The organism is Tumebacillus lacus (assembly GCF_026410385.1).
Taxonomy (GTDB): domain Bacteria; phylum Bacillota; class Bacilli; order Tumebacillales; family Tumebacillaceae; genus Tumebacillus; species Tumebacillus lacus.
This window is the reverse complement of sequence record NZ_JAPMLT010000015.1, coordinates 40,106-61,962: the sequence shown is the minus strand read 5'-3', so window position 1 is coordinate 61,962 and position 21,857 is coordinate 40,106. Positions and strand designations below refer to the sequence as shown.

15 protein-coding genes and 1 riboswitch are annotated in these 21,857 nt (G+C 58.2%); of the genes, 2 read left to right on the top strand and 13 right to left on the bottom strand.

Annotated features, from left to right (window positions below; all coding sequences use genetic code 11):
- Window positions 1–425 precede the first annotated feature (425 nt).
- Window positions 426–2,645 carry a B12-binding domain-containing radical SAM protein gene (locus tag OS242_RS19210; RefSeq protein WP_267153320.1) on the top strand — a complete coding sequence of 740 codons (2,220 nt, stop codon included), beginning with the start codon at window positions 426–428 and terminating at the stop codon, window positions 2,643–2,645.
- Window positions 2,642–3,910: an MFS transporter gene (locus OS242_RS19205; protein ID WP_267153319.1), complete on the top strand. Its 1,269-nt coding sequence runs from the start codon at window positions 2,642–2,644 to the stop codon at window positions 3,908–3,910. The genes OS242_RS19210 and OS242_RS19205 overlap by 4 nt, the downstream gene beginning before the upstream one ends.
- Window positions 3,911–3,947: 37 nt before the next feature.
- Here OS242_RS19205 and OS242_RS19200 read toward each other — a convergent pair whose 3' ends face one another.
- The 13 genes from OS242_RS19200 to groES form a co-directional block, all read right to left on the bottom strand.
- A complete protein-coding gene (locus tag OS242_RS19200; RefSeq protein ID WP_267153356.1) occupies window positions 3,948–5,339 on the bottom strand; it encodes an NCS2 family permease in 1,392 nt (463 codons plus the stop codon).
- A 54-nt stretch (window positions 5,340–5,393) separates the two neighbouring features.
- Window positions 5,394–6,935: a glutamine-hydrolyzing GMP synthase gene (gene guaA, locus OS242_RS19195; RefSeq protein ID WP_407702133.1), complete on the bottom strand. Its 1,542-nt coding sequence runs from the start codon at window positions 6,933–6,935 to the stop codon at window positions 5,394–5,396.
- A 123-nt stretch (window positions 6,936–7,058) separates the two neighbouring features.
- Window positions 7,059–7,158: riboswitch (purine riboswitch) on the bottom strand.
- Window positions 7,159–7,209: 51 nt separating this feature from the next.
- Window positions 7,210–9,381, bottom strand: coding sequence for a DUF4129 domain-containing transglutaminase family protein (locus tag OS242_RS19190; RefSeq protein ID WP_267153317.1), 2,172 nt, complete (start codon window positions 9,379–9,381; stop codon window positions 7,210–7,212).
- Window positions 9,365–10,588, bottom strand: a complete 1,224-nt coding sequence (locus OS242_RS19185) for a DUF58 domain-containing protein (protein WP_267153316.1) — start codon at window positions 10,586–10,588, stop codon at window positions 9,365–9,367. The genes OS242_RS19190 and OS242_RS19185 overlap by 17 nt, the downstream gene beginning before the upstream one ends.
- Before the next feature lie 14 nt (window positions 10,589–10,602).
- The gene (locus OS242_RS19180) at window positions 10,603–11,595 is read right to left on the bottom strand and encodes an AAA family ATPase (RefSeq protein ID WP_267153315.1); all 993 of its coding nucleotides are present in this window, start codon (window positions 11,593–11,595) and stop codon (window positions 10,603–10,605) included.
- Between the two features lie 454 nt (window positions 11,596–12,049).
- Window positions 12,050–12,955, bottom strand: coding sequence for an EamA family transporter (locus tag OS242_RS19175; protein WP_267153314.1), 906 nt, complete (start codon window positions 12,953–12,955; stop codon window positions 12,050–12,052).
- Window positions 12,956–13,073: 118 nt separating this feature from the next.
- The gene (locus OS242_RS19170; protein ID WP_267153313.1) at window positions 13,074–14,084 is read right to left on the bottom strand and encodes a tripartite tricarboxylate transporter substrate binding protein; all 1,011 of its coding nucleotides are present in this window, start codon (window positions 14,082–14,084) and stop codon (window positions 13,074–13,076) included.
- Window positions 14,085–14,103: 19 nt separating this feature from the next.
- Window positions 14,104–15,627, bottom strand: coding sequence for a tripartite tricarboxylate transporter permease (locus tag OS242_RS19165; protein ID WP_267153312.1), 1,524 nt, complete (start codon window positions 15,625–15,627; stop codon window positions 14,104–14,106).
- Between the two features lie 28 nt (window positions 15,628–15,655).
- Window positions 15,656–16,105: a tripartite tricarboxylate transporter TctB family protein gene (locus tag OS242_RS19160; protein ID WP_267153311.1), complete on the bottom strand. Its 450-nt coding sequence runs from the start codon at window positions 16,103–16,105 to the stop codon at window positions 15,656–15,658.
- A gap of 149 nt (window positions 16,106–16,254) precedes the next feature.
- Window positions 16,255–17,325: a murein hydrolase activator EnvC family protein gene (locus tag OS242_RS19155; RefSeq protein ID WP_267153310.1), complete on the bottom strand. Its 1,071-nt coding sequence runs from the start codon at window positions 17,323–17,325 to the stop codon at window positions 16,255–16,257.
- A 222-nt stretch (window positions 17,326–17,547) separates the two neighbouring features.
- Window positions 17,548–19,257 (bottom strand): RNA polymerase sigma factor, encoded by a 1,710-nt coding sequence (locus OS242_RS19150; RefSeq protein ID WP_267153309.1) that lies wholly within the window; start codon window positions 19,255–19,257, stop codon window positions 17,548–17,550.
- 305 nt (window positions 19,258–19,562) lie between these two features.
- On the bottom strand, window positions 19,563–21,197 hold the full coding sequence (groL, locus tag OS242_RS19145; protein ID WP_267153308.1) for a chaperonin GroEL: 1,635 nt from the start codon (window positions 21,195–21,197) through the stop codon (window positions 19,563–19,565).
- 79 nt (window positions 21,198–21,276) lie between these two features.
- Complete coding sequence (groES, locus tag OS242_RS19140; protein WP_267153307.1) at window positions 21,277–21,561, bottom strand: co-chaperone GroES; 285 nt, start codon at window positions 21,559–21,561, stop codon at window positions 21,277–21,279.
- Window positions 21,562–21,857: the final 296 nt, after the last annotated feature.

The following is a 21,857-nucleotide window of genomic DNA, read 5'->3' as shown; positions in this document are numbered from 1 at the left end:
TATATGCTAACACACTCCGCCTCATACATGCAACTCCGCTCCGCTCGTCCTACCATCTGTTCTGTTACAGTTCAACCAAATAAAACTTTTTACTTCTTCACCTTTTAGTTATATCCCCATACTTCCATCCGTATAGTGAATCTGTGAAATCCAACTCGGTTTCACAAGAAATGTTTTCCGTATCCATTACAAAAGGAGGTCTGTCACATGGATCTGAACAACCTGCTCAGCGAAGTTGAGGGCATCACATCCGAGATCGAGCAAGTACAATTGATCGACGACACGAACAACAACAACAATAACAACTGATCCCGTCACAACGCCTGTTGTTTCCTTCCTCGTGCGCCACACGCGTACATACACAGAGGGAGGAGACAACAGGCGTCTCCCTATTCTCTCTTGACCCCGTAGAGGAGGTTTGTTCATTGACCACGCTCTTGCTGTACCCGCCGATCACCGACCCGACATCCGGCTATCACAGTCTGTGCTATCTGGAGACGTACGCCAGACAGCATGGATTTGACGATATCGATATCCTCGACACCAACATTGAATCGTTTCTGTATACCATTCGTCCCGACCAGATCGAGCGCATCCGCTCCCACATCGAGAACCGATTCCAGGAATTGACCGCACAACCGGAACTCAACGCCGCAGACCAACTTGAGCTGTTCCACCTGTGGAAAGCACAAAGCTTCGACTTTGACCGACTGCCCGCCGCTGTACAGGCTATGCGTGTGGAAGAGACGTTTTACGACTACTCCACCTACCGCCCGGCCACCGAACTGATCCTCAGTTGGCTCGGTGTGCTCTCCCTCTTCGGCTACCCCGGCCAGTTCAGCGGATTTTCACTGCCGGTGCACGGCCAGTTTAACCTGATGAGCTCCCAAGATATGAGCGACCCGGACATCTGCGCCAAAATCGCCGCACCGTTTGAGCCGTACATGCGTGACGTCCTGCTGCCTCAGATCGCCGAAAAAGGGTATCGCACCGTCGGCATCAATGTCACCTACTGCGCCCAACTCCCGTTCGCCTTGACGATCGGCCGGATGATCCGAGCCGCATTTCCCGACATCATCCTGCTCTACGGGGGCACGGAAGTGGCGGACGTCTGGAAGTATTTGCAACGCAAATCCCGCTATTTCGAGATCTTTGACATGGCGGACGCTTGTGTCGTCGGAGAAGGCGAGATCGCGTTCACCTCCCTGCTTGAGACGATCCGCGACGGCGGCTCTTTCACGCCGATCGCCAACACCCTGTTCCATCCCAAATACGGCCACACCCTGCTCGAACCGATCATCGAATACGGCGGCATCGCCGAACTGCCCACACCCAACTACGACAAATTGAACTGGGACCTCTACCTCTCGCCGCACAACTACGTCTACTACTCCCCCTCACGCGGTTGCTACTGGAACAAATGCACGTTCTGCGATTACGGACTCAACTTTGAATCCCCGACCTCCCCGTGGCGGCAAAATCCTGTCGAAAAGATCATCGAAGACCTGCGTGTCATCTCGCAAAAGCACAAATACGTCTATTTCTCCGTCGACGTCCTCTCCCCGGCCCTGCTGCTGAGTCTGGCCGAGCGGCTGATCGAGGAACAGATCGACATCCGTTGGGGGGCTGAGATCCGCTTGGAGAAATACTGGTCACCCGAGCGGTGCATGCTTTTAAAAGCGAGCGGCTGCACGGACATCTCCGTCGGCTTTGAATCGGGCAACCAGCGCATTCTCAACCTGATCAACAAAGGCACACAGGTCGGCAAGATTCGGGAAACGATCCAAAACTTCCATGATGCCAACATCGGTGTGCAGGTGATGGGCTTCACCGGATTCCCGACCGAGAGCCTGCAAGACGGTCTTGACTCCATCGAGTTCCTGTACGAAACCAAAGACCGGTGGACGTTCGGCGGCCTCGGCACCTTCGTGCTCACCCCCGGTGCCATTGTCGCCAAACAACCGGAGTCGTTCGGTCTGCAAAACGTGAAAGCGTATGAAAATGAAGACATCGCCCGCTCCCTGTACTTCGAGGACCCGACAGGTGTCTCCCGTGATGAGGATCGCGAAAAACTGAAAAAGGCGAAAGGCAAGCTGTCCAAAAGCCACTTCGACCGGCCTTGGGTGGGGGGCATCGATACCGGGCACACCATGTTCTATCACGACCGGTTTGGAGTCGGCATCATCGACGAGTTGGACGCTTCTCGGAAATTTTCAGATCCGCAAACGGTTTGGAAGCTGAACGGCACCGTCCAATCGGACATCGCCTTGTACCCGATCGACCGCCTGTACAACAAATCGGATCTGGCAAATCTGCACAACGCCGACAACAAGCAAGGCAGGGGCGTTCCGGGTCGCGAGATCCACACCCGTCTCGCCCAACAAAAGATCGCCCGCGCCGATGCGCCTTCGCTCAAACGCTTCTTTCTGCGCTCGGACGGCACGCTCTATCCGTTCCCCGAGACGATGCTGGAGTTCCTGCTGAGTTTCGCCGACGGCCGTTCCCTGCAAGACGTGCTGGACAGCGTGGCCGCCGATCAGCGCAAAGCGTGCAAGGGGCTGTTTGATCACAGCGTCAAACACCATTTCCTCCGTCCCGTGTCGGTGGCAGCCGATGCGCGCGTCCCGCAGTTGCAGGCCGAATGAAACAGAACGGCACTCGTGACTGGCAACTGCTTTTTGCCTCACAACCATACCGTAATCTCTGGCTCGGGCAGACCGTCTCCTATTTTGGAAATTCGGTCTACTCGCTCGCGATCTCGTGGCAAGTCTACACCCTGACCGGATCGTCCGTCCAAGTCGCGCTGTTGCTGATCTCCGCCTTCCTGCCGCAAATGCTGCTCGGTCTGTTTCTCGGCGCGGCGGCCGACCGGTGGAACCGCAAACTCCTGATGATGCTGTCCGACTGGGTGCGCGCTCTCGCCACAGCGGCGTTGGCTCTGTCGTTTGCTCTCGATTGGTTTGCGCTGTGGCAGATCTATCTCGTCACGATCTGTCTGTCTCTGTCCGATCTGCTGTTTTCCACCTCGCAAAACGCCATGCTCCCGGATTTGGTCGCCAAAGAACACCTGCTGCGTGCCAATTCACTGATGGCGACCTCGCGCCAACTGAACCGCTTGATCGGCGCGACGGCGGGCGGGCTGCTCGTCGCAACGTTCGGCGCCGTCTGGGCGATCGGCATCAACTCGCTGACGTTCCTCGTCTCGCTCTTTTTCCTGTACCGGTTGATTCTGCCGCACTCGGAACAAGAGCGACCCTCGTCCGAACGGCCGGCCAAACCGCCCCTCTGGTCGGAAGCCAAAGCCGGGATCGCTTGGTTGAAAACGCAGCAGATCCTGGTCGTGCTTATCTTGATCGGCATGATCTCCAACATCGCCCTCGGCCCGACCAACGTCCTGCCTTCGATGTACATCCAAGACGAACTGGGAGCCGACTCCCACGCACTCGGTCTGTTTGACGGAGCCATCGCACTCGGACTGATCGCGGGCGGTCTGCTCGTCTCCTTGCTGGCTCCAAAGCGCATCGGACTCTGGTTCTTGACCGGGCTGGGACTGCAAGGCATCGGCATGCTGTTCGTCGCCGTCGCCGACCACCTTTACATCGCCTGTCTGGGCAATCTCCTCCTCGGCCTCGCCGTCATGCTCGCCTCGCTGCCGATGTCCACTCTGCTCCAACTGTTGACCCCGTCCGACATGCGCGGCCGCGTCAACAGCGTCATGACGATGGGGCTGAACCTCGCGATCCCGGTGACCTACGGCGGGATCGGCATCATCGGCGAATGGCTCGGCTCGCGAAACACATACGGACTCGGAGCCACCCTATTGTTTGCTTGCGTGCTGGTCGGGCTGTGCTTCTCCCGTTTGCGGCACTATCACATCCACAACGAAACAAAGCCCGTTTCCCAGAGTTGAATCTCTTGGAAACGGGCTTTGTTCTTTTTACCTATGATTACTCCCCAGCCAGGAAGATGTAACGTGCGAGAGCCAGCACGGCGATCACGTACATCAGCCAGTGCACTTTTACCTTCGCGTTTTTGTCCACGAGGTTGCGGACGCCGTTCAGGATTACGAAGGAGATGATCCCCGCCGAGACGCCGTTGGCGATGGAATAGGTGAACGGCATCAGCGCAATCGTCAGGAAGGCCGGCATCGCGATGCCGAAGTCATCCCAGTCGATGTTGCGAACCGAACCCATCATCAGCACGCCGACGATGATCAGCGCCGGAGACGTCGCCGCATCCGGGATGATCGCGACGAACGGAGCGAGCAGGAAGATCGAGAGCAGGAACAGCACGCCGGTTGTGACAGCCGTCAGACCGGTGCGGCCGCCGGACTCGATGCCGGCAGCCGACTCGATGTAGGCGGTCATCGGCGTGACGCCGATCAATGCGCCGATGGAGACGCCTGAACCGTCGACGAACATCGCGCGTCCGAGGCGCTTTTCGCCGTCCGGGCGGTTGAGCAGGCCCGCGCGGTTAGCCGTGCCGACCAACGTGCCGAAGGAGTCAAACAGCGTGACGAAGACGAAGATGATGACGATTTCCCAGAACACGCCGGACGCGATCTGGCCGAAGTCGAGCTGGCCGAGCGTCAGGTTGGAGAAGTCCGGCACGAACGACATCGAGCCAAACTTGGACACGTCGGTGACACCCATCGGAATGCCGATCAAGGTGGTGAGCACGATGCCGATCAGCAGAGCGCCGCGAATGCGCAGGGTGGTCAGTACGCCGGCGATCAGCAGGCCGATCATGGTCAACGCAGCCACTTTATTGTCCACGAAGTTTGCGATGCCGATGTTCCATTCGAAGAAGAGCAGGTTGACGGCAGGTGCGCCGCCTTTGATCGCTTCGGTCGACGGGCCGCTGAGGAAGGTCATGCCCATCACCTGACCGAGTTTGAGACCGATCAAGGTGATAAAGAGACCGATCCCGACGGTGATCGCAAATTTCAGCGAATCAGGCAACGCACGGACGAGCAACTGACGGAAGCCGGTGACGGTGAGCAAGATGAAGATCAGACCGGAAACAAACACCGCCGCCAACGCTTGTTGCCACGTCAGCGCACCGCCTTGCGAAGCGGCAACGACTGCAAAGTACGCATTGAGGCCCATGCCCGGTGCGAGACCGACCGGGAAGTTGACGAACAGGCCCATCATCAGCGTGACGATGCCCGCCCCAAGCGCCGTCGCGATAAAGACGGCGTTTTCCGGCATCCCGGTCCCCTTGAGGATGACCGGGTTCAAGAACAGAATGTAGGCCATCGTGACGAACGTCGTGATCCCCGCGATGATCTCGGTACGGGGGTTGGTCCCAAATTCACCGAGTTTAAAATAGCGTTCCAACATGGTAAGCTCTCCCCCTAGTTGCTTCGACTGTTCTAAGTCGAGGTGACTGCCTTATTCCCACTCAATCGTCGCCGGCGGTTTGGACGTGATGTCGTACACCACGCGGTTGACGTCTTTCACTTCGTTGACCAGACGGGTCGACAGCCGTTCCAGCGCATCGTACGGAATCCGTGCCCAGTCGGCCGTCATCCCGTCGCTCGACGTCACCGCGCGGATCGCGATGGTGTACGCATACGTGCGCTCGTCGCCCATGACGCCGACGGAGCGAATGTCCGGCAGCACCGCGAAGTATTGCCAGATCTCTTTGTCGAGGCCCGAGCGGCGGATCTCGTCGCGCACCACGAAGTCTGCGTCTTGGAGGATCTCCAGCTTTTCTTTCGTGATGTCACCGATGATGCGGATCGCAAGACCCGGACCCGGGAACGGTTGACGCCACACGATCTCGTCTTTGATGCCGAGCTCCGTGCCGGCCGCGCGCACTTCGTCCTTGAACAGCGTGTTCAGCGGCTCGACCAGTTGGAACTGCATGTCCTCCGGCAGCCCGCCGACGTTGTGGTGGGACTTGATCGTCGCCGCCGTCGCCGTGCCGGACTCGATGATGTCGGTGTACAGCGTGCCTTGCGCGAGGAAATCAAAGTGACCCAGCGACTTCGACTCTTCTTCGAACACGCGGATAAACTCTTCGCCGATGATCTTGCGTTTGCGCTCCGGATCGGTCACGCCTTCGAGACGGCCGAGGAAGCGGTCGCGCACGTCGACTTTGACCACGTTCATTTTAAACTCGCCGGCAAACATCTCCATGACTTGCTCCGCTTCGTTTTTGCGCAGCAGCCCGTGGTCGACGAACATGCAGGTCAGGTTGTCCCCGATCGCCCGGTGCACCAGCACCGCCGCAACGGACGAATCCACGCCGCCGGATAGCGCGCAGAGCACTTTCTTGTCGCCGACCTGCTCTTTGATCTTCGCAATCGCGTCTTCCACAAAGTTGGCAGACGTCCAGGTGCCTTCGCACTCGCACACGTCGTACAGGAAGCGGCGCAGTTGCTCCTGGCCGTAGAGGGAGTGATTGACTTCCGGGTGGTACTGCACCGCGTAAAACTTGCGGCTCGCATCGCTCATCGCCGCCACCGGGCAGGTCTCCGTCGAAGCGTTGACCGTAAATCCGGCCGGCACCGCCACCACTTTGTCGGTGTGGCTCATCCACACCTGCTGGGAAACCGGTTGCTCGCGGAACATCGGCGAATCGCCGGTCACATCGATCATCGCTTTGCCGTACTCACGGATGTCGGCCCGCTCGACTTTTGCTTCAAAATGATCGGCCATCAATTGCATCCCGTAGCAGATCCCAAAGATCGGCAGCCCCATCTCAAACACGGCCGGGTCGACCTTCGGCGCCCCTTCGCCATAGACGCTGTTCGGGCCGCCGGAGAAGATGATGCCTTTCAAATTAGGATACTTCTCTTTCAATTCCGCTGCCGTGGTCTTCGGCGACAACAGTTCAGCATATACGTTTAATTCCCGGATGCGGCGGGTGATCAATTGGTTGTATTGACCGCCAAAATCGAGAACGATGACAATTTCACGGTTTTCCATTCTCTTCATTCCTTCCAAACTGGAGTAAAAACGGAGTCAAACAAAAAACACCCCGTCTTCCATGCATGCCTTAGTATGGGAAATCCCTACCAAGGACATACGAGGAAAACAGGGTGCACCGATTCCGCACAGTGTCGACCTCGTAGTCGGCCCTTTACGGCGGCCGGTAGAAACTGCCGGGCCCTATCCCCGACAATATACGAGCGCTTGCTTCGACACCATTCTACTGTAAAACACGAACATTCGTCAACGATAAATCTGGCATCGTTCGTCGTTAACGTTTTTGACGACCTGCTTTGCGAATGATCCGCGTCCAAAGGTCGCGGATTTGCCCCTTCTCTTTGTCCGATACGGAGCGTTCTTTGCCGTAGAACACCCGCTCGAAGATCTTCGCCAGCGAGACCATCTCCCGGCCCCGCAGCGACGGGTCTGCCGAGAGGCTGACCGCGTACTCGCGCAACGTCATGTCGGCCTGCCGCTTGTACCCGAGCTTGCCGAGCACATAGAGCAGGCGGCGCAGCGCGTGGTCGGCCACTTCGCCGTCGGAGCGGTAGGCCCGTCGCAGATACCACGCGGTGACCAGTTGACGGCGGAAGAAGAACGCCAACAAGAGCGCGATCCCGGCGATCCACAGCGACCCTTTGCCGAGCGCTTTCCAATCGATCTCAAACGAGGACGCGGTTGTGGTCGCCGTTTCGTTTTCCAGATCTTTCTCCTGCTTCGGCGCCTCCTCTGTCGGGACGGGCAGCGGCACAGACGTCTCTTCATCCGGCTTGAACAAATGCGGCATCGAGAACGTCGACGTCGGTTCGAACGCCACCCAGCCGATCTCTTCAAAGTAAATCTCCGGCCAGGAGTGCGCGTTGCGATTTTTCACGACGTAGAGATACTCGCCTTCCTTCTCACCGCGGTACGTCAGATCGACGTCGCCTTTGGTGAAGCCTTTCACCCAACGGGCCGGCAGCCCGACCGAGCGCGCCATCACGACCATCGACGACGAGAAGTGGTCGCAGTAGCCGCGCAACGAATCAAACAGGAACTGATCGACAAAGTCTTGCTCTTCGTCCGGCACCGGCACGTCCTTGGTCTCATAGGAGTAGGTGTTGCGCAGGTACGTTTCGATCGCCTCCGCCCGTTGATACGGCGTCTTGGCATCGGCGGTGATCTCCCGCGCCAGATCTTTGACCCGCTGCGGCAACGTCACCGGCAGCGACAGATACGGACGGGTCATCGGGTTTGGCGACGGCACGTTCGCGCCGTTGTATTTCTTTTCATCAAAATACGGAATCAGCGAGGACACGCGGTAGCTGTCCCCTTCGTTCAAGGAGTTGAGCGACAGCCGGCTGTCGAGATCGCTGTACAACAGCGTCGTCTGCGCCGGATTGATCAGCTCGACCCCGGTCATCCGATACTGGTTAAATACGACCGGCACCATATCGGACTTGAACTGATACTCCTGCACGACTTGCTCGCCTTCCATCACGACCGGCTCCATGCGTTGCAGGTGCCGCATGTCTCGCAGGTCGCTCACGACCTCGCCGACGGAAGAAGACAGCCAGCCTTTGCCGGTGTACGTGGTTTTGGCCTCGCCGCGGTAGTACTGCTCGACGCTGGTCTTGACGGTGAACACGACTTGTTCATCCATCTGGAACGGCCCGCCGAGCCTCGTGTCGTCGTTGCCGTAGCCGATTTTTTGCACCGTCGCGCCCGATCCCTTTTTCGACTGAAGGAACGCGACCGGGTCCGGCCAGTTGGGCTCTTTGATCTTCGGCGCGGCCGAGGACGTCCCGACGACGATCACAGACAGCACCAGCGTCCAGACCAGCCACTCGGTCGGCCAGCCACTCATCCGGCGCGGCATGCGGGCGATGCGCTCGATGGCCGGCAACTGCATGAACGAGAGGATCAACAGGCCGAGGAACAGGAACAGCACGATGTTCCACTTGGCATCTTTGACAAAAAACGAATCCAGCACGCCAAGCCCGATCGAACCGATCAACAGAAACACAAACATCCACATCCGGGAGTTCAAGCTCTGGCGGAAAAACGTCTGGAACATCCACAACGTCAGGAAGAACACGGTCGTCCGCCCCGACTCAGGCAACAGATCGAGATCAGAGGAGAACGCCGCTCGGACCGTGTAATACAGATCGCTCAACCAGTGCGTCATCCAGGTCATCTCAATAAAGGCATAGTGTTTGTAATACCCGCTGTACATAAAGAGGATCAGCACCAGCGCCTTCAGGAGCAAGCGGGGAATCCATCCGCCGACGATCAGGTCGCTGACGAACAGCAGCCCGATAAACGTCGTGAACAACGTCACGCTCGGAATGTTCGTCGCTTCCCCGAACGGCACCAGCAACTGGTGGAGCCACAGCGTGACCAGCGCAAACAGCACCGCGTCGCGCAAGAAACTGCCCGTGATCCATCTAGCTGTTCGAAGCATAAGCAGCCGGCCCCCTTACTGCGTCTTCCAGATCATTTTCCTCATGGAGGAGATACGTGTGCACCCCGAGCGTCGACAGTTTGCCGATGCGCGCATGATCGGTCTCGTCCACCGTACGGCCACCGACGACGTAAAACAACTCCGCCTTGACCTTGCGATATTCGAGGAAGCCGATCAGTTTGACGATCTCGTCATCGAGCACCGGCGTGACCAGCACCACCGTGCTTCCTCGCTGCAAGTAGTTGACCTCGCGCAGGATCGCGTCGCGAAACTCCGAGTCGCCGTCCGGCTGCACCACCGCCAGATGCTCGATGATGCGGAAATAATGTTCTTCGTTGCGACTCTGCGGGATCGTCATCCGGTCGCGGCCGTAGGAGACGAGCCCGGCAGAAAATTTCCGTTGCAGCGCGTATTTGGACAGGGACGCGCACGTCGTCACCGCCAGCTCAAACAATTGCTGGCTCGCCCCCATATAGTCGCGGGCGGTGCGGTTCAGGAAAAACATCATGTCGTTGGTGACGTGCAACTCGAACTCTTTCGTCTTCAGCGAACCGGTGCGGGCAGACGCCCGCCAGTGAATGCGCGACAGACGATCTCCCGGTGCATAGTCGCGCACGCCGATGACGTTGGCCGAGTCTTCGGTCATCCGGTTTTGTGCATAGGAGTTGCCCGTGTTGAATTTGTGCACCGAATGCCAGTATTTGATCGGCATCACGCGCGGATACACCGTCACCTCATCGCTTCGGCGGTGCACCGCCTCTTTGCGGTACAGGCCGAACACATCCCCGGTGACCAGGTGTGTGTCGCCGATGGTGTATTTGCCGCGCGGCATGTTTTGCAGGTGATACGTCACCCGCAGTTTGCGGTCAAAGCCGGGGAAATGCAGTTCGCGGTTCGAGCCGCTCTGCAGCAAGAGGCGGGTCGGCAGCGAGTCTTCCACCACCACCCACGGCAGAGGAAATTTTCCCTGCACCTCCACCAGCACATCGACCTCCAGCGTCTGCCCGGCCGTCAGCCGGTGCGAGGAGAGTCGGCGGGTGGAGGTCGAACTGCGCAGCGCGTACCGCTCGGTCAGCCATTCGTACAGGGCGATCAAGAACGTGGCGTAAAAAAGAAACCACGCGGCGAACCCGCCCTGAAAGTTCCCGTACGAGAAAGCGACGAGCACGAGCGCCGCCCAGAGCATGATCCGTCCAAAGCGTTTCATCGGGACCCCACCCCTTACTTCGCCCGTTCGCGGATGACCGGAACCGGGATCGCCTTGAGGATGTCCTGAAGGATCTGCTCCGTCGTCTGACCGTTCAGGCGGGCTTCGCTTTTCAAAATGATGCGGTGCGTCAGCGTCGTCGGCACCAGTTCCTTCACATCATCCGGTACCACATAATCGCGGCCGAGGATGTAGGCCAGCGCCTGTGCCGCCCGGAAGAGAGCCAGCGAGCCGCGCGGCGATGCACCGAGATAGACCGCTTGATGGTTGCGGGTCTCCGTGGCGATCTTGACGATGTACTCGCGGATGCTCTCTTCCACATAGACTTCGCGCGCCTGTTTCTGCATCGTCTGAAGCATTTCAAGGTCGGTCACTTGATCGATCGTCTCAATCGGATGCTGGAGTTGCTGACGGGCGAGCATCGCGATCTCATCTTCCTGATTCGGATAGCCCAGGTTCATTTTCAGCAGGAAGCGGTCGAGTTGAGCTTCCGGCAGCGGGAACGTGCCTTCGTACTCAATCGGGTTTTGCGTCGCCATGACGAGGAACGGGGACGGCAGTTTGTAGGTCGTGCCGTCGACGGTGATGTTGCCCTCCTCCATCGCTTCGAGCAGCGCCGACTGCGTTTTGGGCGACGTGCGGTTGATCTCGTCGGCCAGCACCACGTTGGCGAGGATCGGACCCGGGCGGAATTCAAACTCGGTCGTCTTTTGATTGTAGATCGACACGCCGGTTACGTCGGACGGGAGCAGGTCGGGAGTGAACTGAATGCGCTTGAACGAGCAGCCGAGCGACTTGGAGATCGCGCGCACCAGCATCGTTTTGCCGACGCCCGGCACGTCCTCCAGCAACACATGGCCGCCGCAGAGCAACGCGACCAGGCACAGTTGCACCGCTTTCGATTTGCCGACGATCACGCGTTCTACATTATTTACAACTTCCACCAACACATCGCGGGGATTATCAAATTCACGATTCACAAGATCACGATCTTGAGTCAACATCATCCAGCCTCCAATTCGGTCGTCCTCATAAGTATTCCAAACATTCTATACTTCTCCAGCCTAGAGAAGAAGACCTGCCTTATCAGGGAAAGAATCCCATTTTGTGGTGATTGAAGTAGACATAACACTGCGAATTCTCTTTTCAGCATACCAAATCCTATGCCCACTTTCCCTCTACAAGTATTGGAACCCGCCAATGGGAAATTGATTACATGAGAAAGCTGAATATTTAGACGAATGTTTCGGCCACATCGTCTGGTCTGTCAACTCACGCAACAACGCACGCTTATCTATCGCGGCATTCAATGCCACGTCCATTTTGTATCACCTCGTAAAAGTAGACGATGGAGGGAGAGAAAGTGTTTGACTGCCACTGCCTCCAAAATAAAAAAACTCCTTCGCATGGTGGGAAATGAAAGGACCTGAGCCGGTGGAACACCGGACTCAGGTCTATGCTTCACTTTGCAGGTTGCGGCCTCTGCAACGAAAGCAACACAACCGTCAGGAGAATAAAACCGGCCCCTCCCATTTCAAACAGCCCCATCGGGCTTTGCAACCACATGACCGAGGCACAAACAGCGACCAGCGGCTCGATGCTGGACAGCAAACTCGCTTCTGTCGCGCTGATAAACCGCAGGCTGTCGATATATAAGAAGAACGGTACCAGCGTTCCCAGCAGGATCACGAAGCACAGGGAGAATACAGAAGGCAAGGTCCATATGATCTGCTCGGTCATCGTCCAAGGCCGGGTGATGACCGCAAGCAGCAGACTGCCGATCAGCATCCCCCACCCGATCACCGCACTGGAGCCCCACGTTTCCAACATCCGCTTCGGTTGAATGCTGTTAAAGGCAATGCAAACAGCCGTCAACAATCCCCAGAACACAGCAGCTGCTGAGATCGACAGCCGATTCATCGATCCGTTTGTCACCAGCAGATAGACACCCAAGCAAGCAAACAGCAACGCGATGATTTCACGCCCCGAAGGAATCTTTCGAACTCGAAACGCAAGGTAGATCATGACCACCATCGGACCGAGCGACTGCAGCAGGGTGGCCGTCGCAGCATTGCCGGCATAAATGCTGGCGAAGAAAGTATATTGCGCGCCCAGCATACCAACGGCTGAAAACAGCAACAGGGACTGCCGGCTCTCGTTTTGTTTCCAGATATGTAAAACACTCTGTCCCGCTCTGAACTGTGCGATCAACAAAAATAGCAAACCTGAGACAAACATCCGAGCAGACACCAACCACTCCGTGGCAAATCCATACTGATGAAACATCGTCTGCGCCACCACCCCGGAGATCCCCCACAGCGAAGCGCCTGTAATCGCCATCACATAGCCCTTGTACCGTACCGACATGATCCTTCTCCTCCCTGAAGTCACAACCTTTCAAATCATACCATAACAGGTGCACGATACGTAAAAAAGGCTCGCATCCATGCGAACCTTTACTTAACTTATTTATTTGCATTCCCGTTTACTTCCTCATCCCTCTCGCTTCCGCCAGCTCGGTGTAGTACTTTGCTTCATCCAGTACGAAGCCGGTGAACGTCTGCGCGTCCTGATAGCTGACTTCCATGTGCAGGGTCTTCATTTTTTCCAAAAACGCCGGGTCCTTGACCATTTTTTGCAAGGTGCTCTCCCACTTCTTCACCACTGCATCCGGCGCACCTTTGGGGACGGTCAGCCCCGTCCACCATTTTACGTTGACGCCTTCGATCCCGAGCTCTTTCAGTGTCGGCACGTTCGGCAGATACGGGCTGCGCTCCTCCGCTTGCACACCGAGGATCTTCACTTTACCCGCCGAAGCCAGCGGGTACACCTCCGCCACCGTGTGCACGGCAAGCGTCGCGTGGCCGCCTGCCACTTTCGGCAGCGAGTCGGCCGCGCCGGTGGTGGCGACCATCCGGGTCTTGCTGAAATCGACGCCGACCGCACTCAGCCAGTCGGCCACGCCAAACGCCGACGTGCCTGCCGGTCCCACGCTGGTCCACGTCAACTGATCCGGATGCGCCTTCACCCACTCGGTGAACTCCTTCATGTCCTTCCACGGTGCATCCGCCTTCACCGCAAACGCGATCGGATCGAGCACGATCCGCGACGTCAACTGCCGGTCCTCCAGCGTGACCGGCGGTTGTTTCATGCCGCTGACCAGCATCGAAGTGCTCGACACATTGTCTGCCAGCACCGTATAACCGTCCTTCTTCGCCTGCTTCAGCGCATACTCCGCCCCGACAGCCCCGCCGCCGCCCGTCTTGTTCACGACGTTGACGGGGACGCCCCACTCCTTGCTCGCGTACTCGCTCACCGCCCGCGCCACAAGGTCCACACCTCCGCCCGGGGCAAACGGGACGACGTATTCGATCCCCTTCGTCGGGTATCCGTCCCCGTTCCCGCCCCCGGCACCTCCGTCAAACGAACAGCCTGCCGCGATCAACGGGACGAGCAACAGCGCTGCGAGCCCGGCACGAACCGCATCTCTCTTCATCGCGCATCCCCTGCCTTTCCTAGTGTTCGTGCAGATCAACGTCTTCCCCGACCTCCTGCACCACGCGCCGCTCCGTGCGCCGTTTCAGACGCCATGCAAAGAACAGCAACAGGACCGACAGAATCATCAACGTCAGCGAGATCGGCCGCTGGAAGAAAATCCACGGACTACCTGCCGACATCGCCATCGATTGGATCAGCGATTGCTCCAGCAAGGGGCCGAGGATGAAGCACAGCACAAACGGGATGACCGGCCAGCGAAATTTGTGAAACAGCCAGCCCAGCCCGCCAAACACCACCGCCACCGTCACATCGAACAGCGAGGCCCGCACCGAATACGCCCCGATCACGCTGAGCAACAAGATGATCGGAGCCAGAATGCCGTAGGGCACCTGCGTCAGTTTCGCCCACATCCGCACCAAGGGCAGATTGAGCACGAGCAGCATCGCATTACCGATGAACATCGACGCGATCACCGTCCACACAAACTCCCCGTGCTGGGCAAACAGCGTCGGCCCCGGTGCGAGTCCGTAGATCATCAAGCCCCCGAGCAAGATCGCCAGCGGCGGCGAGGCCGGGATGCCAAGGGCGAGCAGCGGGATAAATCCGGCCGAAGACGTGGCGTTGTTGGCCGACTCCGGGGCGGCCACCCCTTCGATGGCGCCTTGACCAAATTTCTCCGGATGCTTGGAGACCCTTTTTTCCAAGTCATACGACAGAAACGTGCTCACCGCAGGAGAACAGCCGGGCAACAGGCCCATGAAAAATCCCAGCACCCCGCCGCGCAGCATCGGTTTGAAACTTTGCTTGAGATCGGCACGCGACGGGTAGACGCTCTTGATCTTCGCCGAGACGATCGCCGTTTTTTTCTCCTCCAGACCTTTCAATACTTCCGTGATCGCAAACAGACCGATGATCAGCGACACCAGCTCAAATCCGCCCGTCCACGCCGAGTTGTCAACATTCATTCGGGGCATCCCCGACGACGGTCCGATCCCGACGAGCGACAGCAGATAGCCGAACACGCCCATCGTCAACGCTTTGAGCAACGAACTCCCCGCCAGATTGACGATCACCGTCAACGCCATCACCATCAGGGCAAAATACTCAGGCGGACCAAACTTGATCGCCTGATCTGCCAGAAACGGCGCAAACAGCACCAGCCCGACGACCGCCAGCGACCCGGCGACAAACGAGCCGACCGCCGCCACCCCGAGCGCCGCTCCGCCGCGTCCTTGCCGGGCCAGCGGGTAGCCGTCCAGACAGGTCGGCACCGACGACACCTCGCCCGGTATGTTCAGCAAAATCGCCGTCGTCGACCCGCCGTACATCGCACCATAGTAGATCCCGGCCAGCATGATGATCCCCTGCGTCGGCGGCAGGACGGTCGTCAGCGGCAACAGGATCGCAATCGCCGACGTCGGCCCGAGGCCGGGCAGGACGCCGACCAGCGTCCCGACCAACGCCCCGAGAGCGACGACGAGCAGATTGGGCCACGTCAACGCTTCCGCAAATCCCGAGAGGAGCAATCCCAACGTTTCCACCGCTCTCCCCTCCTCCTCGATCTCCCCTTCAACCTCCAGGCAACGACAGGCCGAGCCACAGCAGAAACACCACATACAACACCGCCGTCGTCAGCGCACCGGCAGCCAAACAGATAAGAATACGATAAGAGCCAAACCAGCGGTACAACAGCACCGAGATCAAAAATGTGCTGACGGGATACCCGAGCACTGGCAACAGCAGTCGGTACGCGAGCAACGATCCGAGCGTGAGCACCAGCGCCCGCAGCGTTTGCCGCTCCGGCCAATCGACCTCACCGCCGCCCGGCTGGCGAACGAAGATCAGCAGCACGCCAAAGACGATCAAAAGGCCGCCGAGCACGGCAAACAGCAGATGATCGCCGACCACTGTGCCCAGTCGGTACGGATAGAGCCGCACCGCCTCGCGGATCGCCGTGATCCCGACCAAGATCGCCAGCACGCCGCCGACCTGATCGGCGCGCACGCGTTTTAGGTCCATCCGATCACCTCCCACTTTCAGGCTGGGTGCAGGATCATGCAGGCTCATGCACAGACTGTATTCAGACGCTCTCGTCCGCTTTCCCCTTTCCCCAAAAGAAAAAACCGACCCCCGTTTTCCGGGAATCGGTTTGACGCGTCACACGATATTTATTGAAGGTACCCCATCGGGTTCACATACGCTCCTGCGCTGTTTGTGATCGACAAATGCAGGTGCGGACCCGTCGAACGGCCGTCGTTGCCGACCGCGCCGATCACCTGTCCGCGCTGGACCTGCTGGCCGACGGAGACGTTGACCCCGTTGGCGTACATGTGGCCGTAGATCGAACTCATCGAGTTGCCGTGCGCGATGATGATCCAGTGCCCGTACCCGGACGCAGGTCCCGCCGCCACGACCGTGCCGCTCTCGATGGCGACGATCGGCGTGCCGACCGGCGCCGTGATGTCGATGCCCTTGTGGAACTCGCCCCAGCGTGGGCCGAACGGCGAGGAGACGTTGTGCGACGCCGGCACCGGCCAGGCAAACACGCCGCCACCCGACGACTGGATGATTTGCGGCTCGCTGGAGGACTGTGCCGCTTGGAAACTTGCAAACAGTTGCTGCGCCTCTTGCTCCGCCGCCGCGATGTCCGCTTCCTTGGTCTGCAACTTTTGAGCGAGCACCTCATACTCGCCCGCCATCTCTTTTTCCAGAGCGAGCAGTTGCTCTTGTTTGGCTTGGCGGCCTGCCTGCTCCGCTTTCAACTGCTCTTGGTCGCGCTTGAGCTTCTCTTGGTTGGCTTTCAACTCGTCGACGAGCTTTTTGTCTTGGTCGACGATCATCGTCAGCAGCGAGAACCGCTCCACAAAGTCGCTGAACGACGTCGCGTCAAACAGCACTTCCCACAGCGACACATCGCCGCCTTCGTACATCACTTTCACGCGGTCTTTTAGTTTCTCTTTTTGTTCCGCGATCTTGATCTCCGTATCGGCTATCTCTTTTTCGAGGGCGGTACTCTTTTGCATCGCCTCGTTGATTTGTGATTCCAATGCTTGGATCTGATTCAGCATCTCTTGATGCTCTTTGTCCAAATCGGCGATCTGACCGCGCAGATCGGCCGCCTCTTGGCGATCTTGGTCCAAACGATCGGCACCGTTCGCCAGTGCATCCGAAGGAACCACGGTCGTGAAGAGCAAGCCCGCCAAGATGCCCGAGTACAATTTCTGTTTCCCCGATAACAAGGCCTTTCACACCTCTCCGTAAATTCCCATACCCCATCTGTCGAACATTGTCGATTTAAAATTCTACCGTCCAATAGGTTCGCGAACAAGAGGGAGGTTCCTGCCAATCAGACAAGCTTGTAACCAAATCGACAAGAAATTGGCGGGTCTAGGAAGAATTTTTAGGGAATTTGACGAAAAAAAGAGCCCGGCATCCCCAAAAGGAACCGAGCCTATTTGTATTCACGACTTCACACACTCATACATGGACTCCAACACGGCCACCCCTTGCTCCTCCGCCGCCTTCGCCTCCGCGAGCAGGGTGATCGCCTTCTCCCGCACATCCACCGTGATCTCATCTTGCGCCGCCGGGAAGGGGAACAGCGCCTCGATCCCGAGCCACGCCGCCGACACCCGCGCATAATGCGCCGCCGCGAGAGCCGCGAGCTGCTGGAACTGGTAGTGATGCGGCTGCAGCGTGCGGAAATGGCGATAGGGTCGGCTGAGCCGCGTCAAAAACTCCGCCGCAGATTTGCGCGCCTCCCCGACCACCGCCGCCGTGTATGCGCTCCCGAACGGATGCGCCGCCCCTTGCAGCAGCGCATCGGCAAACACGTCATACGCCGCCAGCCCGACGGCATAGCCTGGCAACGCCGCTCTCTCCTCGCCGCGCGCATGCCGGATCGCCATCTCCAGCGCGAGCCGCAACGTCTCGCGGTAGTTGCGCAGTTTCAGCTCCGTCTGCGGAGAGATCGGCACGAGGTCCACCGTGCGATGCGCCTCTTCCGTGCGTTTGCCAAGAGCGAGCACGAACAGCTCCGGATACTGCCCCCGGCCGAGTTGGTCGTACGCCAACTCCTTCCCCGGCGCGGACACATCCCAGCCATGAAACACCTGCCGCTCATCGTCATATCCGTAAATCAGACCAAACCCTGCACTGTCAAGATTCCACGCGATCACCGGCACTCCGTCGTCAATCGAATCCTGCACGAGCGCGAGACCTTCAGCGAGATCTTCGGGCGTCGGCTCGGTCATCCTCGTCCCGGTACTCACCGCCTTGCCGCTGAACCCGAGCGCCTTCAGCCCCTGCACGGCCACGCTCTTCCAATCAAATGCCGTCGGCCCGGCCGGACTCATCTCCGGCCCGGCTTGGAACCGGAACGCGTGAGAAGTGAGGCCCATCACTTCGGTGAGCGACAGGTCATCTTTTTCCGTATATCGCAACGCCGCGTGCATCATCAACGGCATGGCCGCGTAACTGCCTTCCTTCTGATATAAAAACGACGGTTCCTCCAACACCTTGCGACTCAAACAGCCCATCCCCTTCCGCTTCTCGATCTGGAATTTCAAATACACCCGATACCGCTCCTTCTGAACCTTTTGTTTCGCCCGGTGCAGTGCGGTGTAGACATTCCCGGTGGAGGTGGCATAGAGGTCGGCGATCTCCTGCGGGGTGAGCTGCCGGAAAAAGTACGCGATAAAAATCTCCCGCTCCCGCTTGGACAGGCACCCGATCAGATGCTGCAACACATCGAACACCTCACGCCGCTCCACCCGCTCCCCGGGGTCTTCCTCCCCTTCGCGCTTGGCAACAGACCGACGCAGGTGGAACAGAATACTGTCGAGATCCCGCGCATCCCACTCCGCCGCCGTCTCCTCAAAGCTGGAGAACGGCCGCTCTTTCCCATATACACCCCCGCGCCGCAACTTCATCAATGCCTGCCGCCGCACGATCTGCTGAAGCCAGGGGATAAAGCGTTTGCCGTCGACAAGGGTGCCAAGGTGCATAAATGCCCGAATTAACGCCTCCTGCACAATGTCGTCTGCCAGATGCGGATCGCGCACCATCGCCTGCGCCATACCAACTGCACGCGCCCGATGCCGCCGCACCAGTTCGCTAAAAGCGGATGGTTCGCCAGTGCGGGCGGCTTCGACTAATTCGTGATCTTCCATGCCACCTCTCACCTCCTTATTTTTTCGGGTCTACTCTCCAGATGCCGGGGGAGAGCTGAATCTTACATTGCCAAACGAAAAACCACCTGCAAAAGAACAGGTGGTCTTATATAGATCGCATCGGCTGCGTTCGATATCAACGAGTAACTTACGAGCCTCGTCACTTGCTTTTCTGCGATTTTCATTCAGCCCGTGTCTGAGCGATCCTGTTGGTTTATTATACCACTTCAAGGGCCGTCTTCTAACCGCACAAAAAAACCACTCCCCAAACTCGGGAGTGGTTTTCGCCTTTTGCAAGGCTTTTCTTACATCATGCCGCCCATACCGCCCATGCCGCCCATGTCCGGCATGCCGCCGCCAGCGCCCTTCGGCTCCGGCTTGTCAGCGATGACCGCTTCGGTGGTGAGGAACAGTGCTGCGACAGATGCCGCGTTTTGCAGAGCGGAACGAGTGACTTTCGCCGGGTCGACGATGCCCGCTTCCAGCATGTTGACCCATTGGCCGTTCGCTGCGTTGAAGCCGACGCCGACTTCTTCTTTCTTCAGACGCTCGACGATGACCGCGCCTTCGAGACCTGCGTTGGTCGCGATTTGGCGGATCGGAGCTTCGAGAGCAGCGCGAACGATGGACAGGCCGGTCGCTTCGTCGCCTTCGAGGGAGACTGCGTCGAGTGCGCGGATCACGTTGACCAGCGCGGTGCCGCCGCCCGGGACGATGCCTTCTTCAACCGCTGCACGGGTTGCGTTCAGGGCGTCTTCGATGCGGAGTTTCTTTTCTTTCAGTTCGGTCTCGGTCGCAGCGCCGACTTTGATGACCGCTACGCCGCCGGACAGTTTTGCCAGGCGCTCTTGCAGCTTCTCTTTGTCGAACTCGGAAGTGGTTTCTTCCAGTTGCGCTTTGATCTGGTTGACGCGAGCTTGGATCTCGTTTTTGTCGCCAAAGCCGTCGACGACGATGGTGTTCTCTTTGGAGACGCGGATCTGACGGGCACGGCCCAGTTGCTCGACGGTGGTCGATTTCAGGTCGAGGCCCAGCTCTTCGGTGATCACTTGACCGCCGGTCAGAGCTGCGATGTCAGCCAGCATCGCCTTGCGACGATCGCCAAAGCCCGGAGCTTTGACAGCGACTGCGGTGAAGGTGCCGCGCAGTTTGTTGACGATCAGGGTCGCTTGCGCTTCGCCTTCCACGTCTTCTGCGATCACGAGCAGCGGACGGCCGGATTGGACGACGCGCTCGAGCACCGGCAGGATCTCTTGGATGTTGCCGATCTTCTTGTCGGTGATCAGGATGTACGGCTCGTCGAGAACCGCTTCCATTTTATCCGGGTCGGTGACCATGTACGGGGAGATGTAGCCGCGGTCGAACTGCATGCCTTCAACCACTTCGACTTCGGTTTGGAAGCCGCGGGATTCTTCGACGGTGATGACGCCGTCTTTGCCGACTTTCTCCATCGCTTCGGCGATTTGTGCGCCGATTTCTTCGTCGCCAGCGGAGATCGAAGCTACGTTTGCAATCGACTCTTTGCCGGAGATCGGGGTGGAGATGCGCTCGATCTCAGCAACAGCCGCACGGGTTGCTTTCTCGATGCCACGGCGCAGGCCGATCGGGTTTGCGCCTGCGGTGACGTTTTTCAGGCCTTCGCGGATCAGCGCTTGAGCCAGAACGGTCGCGGTGGTGGTGCCATCGCCCGCTACGTCGTTCGTTTTGGTCGCGACTTCTTTGACCAGCTGCGCGCCCATGTTTTCAAACGCGTCTTCCAGCTCGATCTCTTTCGCGATGGTCACGCCGTCGTTGGTGATCAACGGGGAGCCGAATTTCTTTTCGAGCACCACGTTGCGACCGCGCGGGCCGAGGGTTACCTTTACTGCATCAGCCAATACGTCCACACCGCGCAGCATCGCGCGGCGAGCATCTTCTTGGAAACGAATCTCTTTTGCCATGTTCGTACAACCTCCTGTATGTGTCGGTTTTACGGATATTTACAACTCTTCAAAACAAGTCTTCTATGTGTGAGGGATCTTACTTCTCGACGATTGCGAGAATGTCGGACTCACGCAGGATCAGGTATTCCACACCTTCGTATTTCACTTCGGTGCCTGCGTATTTGGAGTAGATCACGCGGTCGCCCGCTGCTACGTCCAGAGCGACGATCTTGTCGCCAACCAGCTTGCCGGTGCCTACTGCTACGATTTCGCCCTCTTGCGGCTTTTCTTTCGCAGTATCCGGCAGGAACAGACCAGACGCTGTTTTTTCTTCACGTTCCACAACTTTGAGGACCACACGGTCACCAATCGGCTTGATCATGCAAAAACCCTCCTTGAATGTCGGTTTTTGTTAGCACTCAGCAACCCCGAGTGCTAATTCCAATTCTTATGATAATCGTTTGAAAACCCCTTTTCAAGAGCGGTGGTGCCATTTTCTTTGGCGATTTTGTAAAAATTCTCGCCCTAAAATCACGATCATCTCCTGCAGTCTCACATTTTCAGCGGTTTTCAAAGGATTTCCCGTGATTCCACCCAAGGAATCAGGTTGTCCAACACTCTTCCCTACTATACGCGGGGGTGATAGAAAAAAGCCCTGTTTCTTTTCGAACAGGACTT

Coding starts and splice junctions, on each gene's coding strand:
- OS242_RS19205 (WP_267153319.1), top strand. CDS start 2,642: ATGAAACAGAACGGCACTCGTGACTGGCAACTGCTTTTTGCCTCACAA.
- guaA (WP_407702133.1), bottom strand. CDS start 6,935: ATGGAAAACCGTGAAATTGTCATCGTTCTCGATTTTGGCGGTCAATAC.
- OS242_RS19190 (WP_267153317.1), bottom strand. CDS start 9,381: ATGCTTCGAACAGCTAGATGGATCACGGGCAGTTTCTTGCGCGACGCG.
- OS242_RS19185 (WP_267153316.1), bottom strand. CDS start 10,588: ATGAAACGCTTTGGACGGATCATGCTCTGGGCGGCGCTCGTGCTCGTC.
- OS242_RS19180 (WP_267153315.1), bottom strand. CDS start 11,595: ATGATGTTGACTCAAGATCGTGATCTTGTGAATCGTGAATTTGATAAT.
- OS242_RS19175 (WP_267153314.1), bottom strand. CDS start 12,955: ATGTCGGTACGGTACAAGGGCTATGTGATGGCGATTACAGGCGCTTCG.
- OS242_RS19170 (WP_267153313.1), bottom strand. CDS start 14,084: ATGAAGAGAGATGCGGTTCGTGCCGGGCTCGCAGCGCTGTTGCTCGTC.
- OS242_RS19160 (WP_267153311.1), bottom strand. CDS start 16,105: ATGGACCTAAAACGCGTGCGCGCCGATCAGGTCGGCGGCGTGCTGGCG.
- OS242_RS19150 (WP_267153309.1), bottom strand. CDS start 19,257: ATGGAAGATCACGAATTAGTCGAAGCCGCCCGCACTGGCGAACCATCC.
- groL (WP_267153308.1), bottom strand. CDS start 21,197: ATGGCAAAAGAGATTCGTTTCCAAGAAGATGCTCGCCGCGCGATGCTG.
- groES (WP_267153307.1), bottom strand. CDS start 21,561: ATGATCAAGCCGATTGGTGACCGTGTGGTCCTCAAAGTTGTGGAACGT.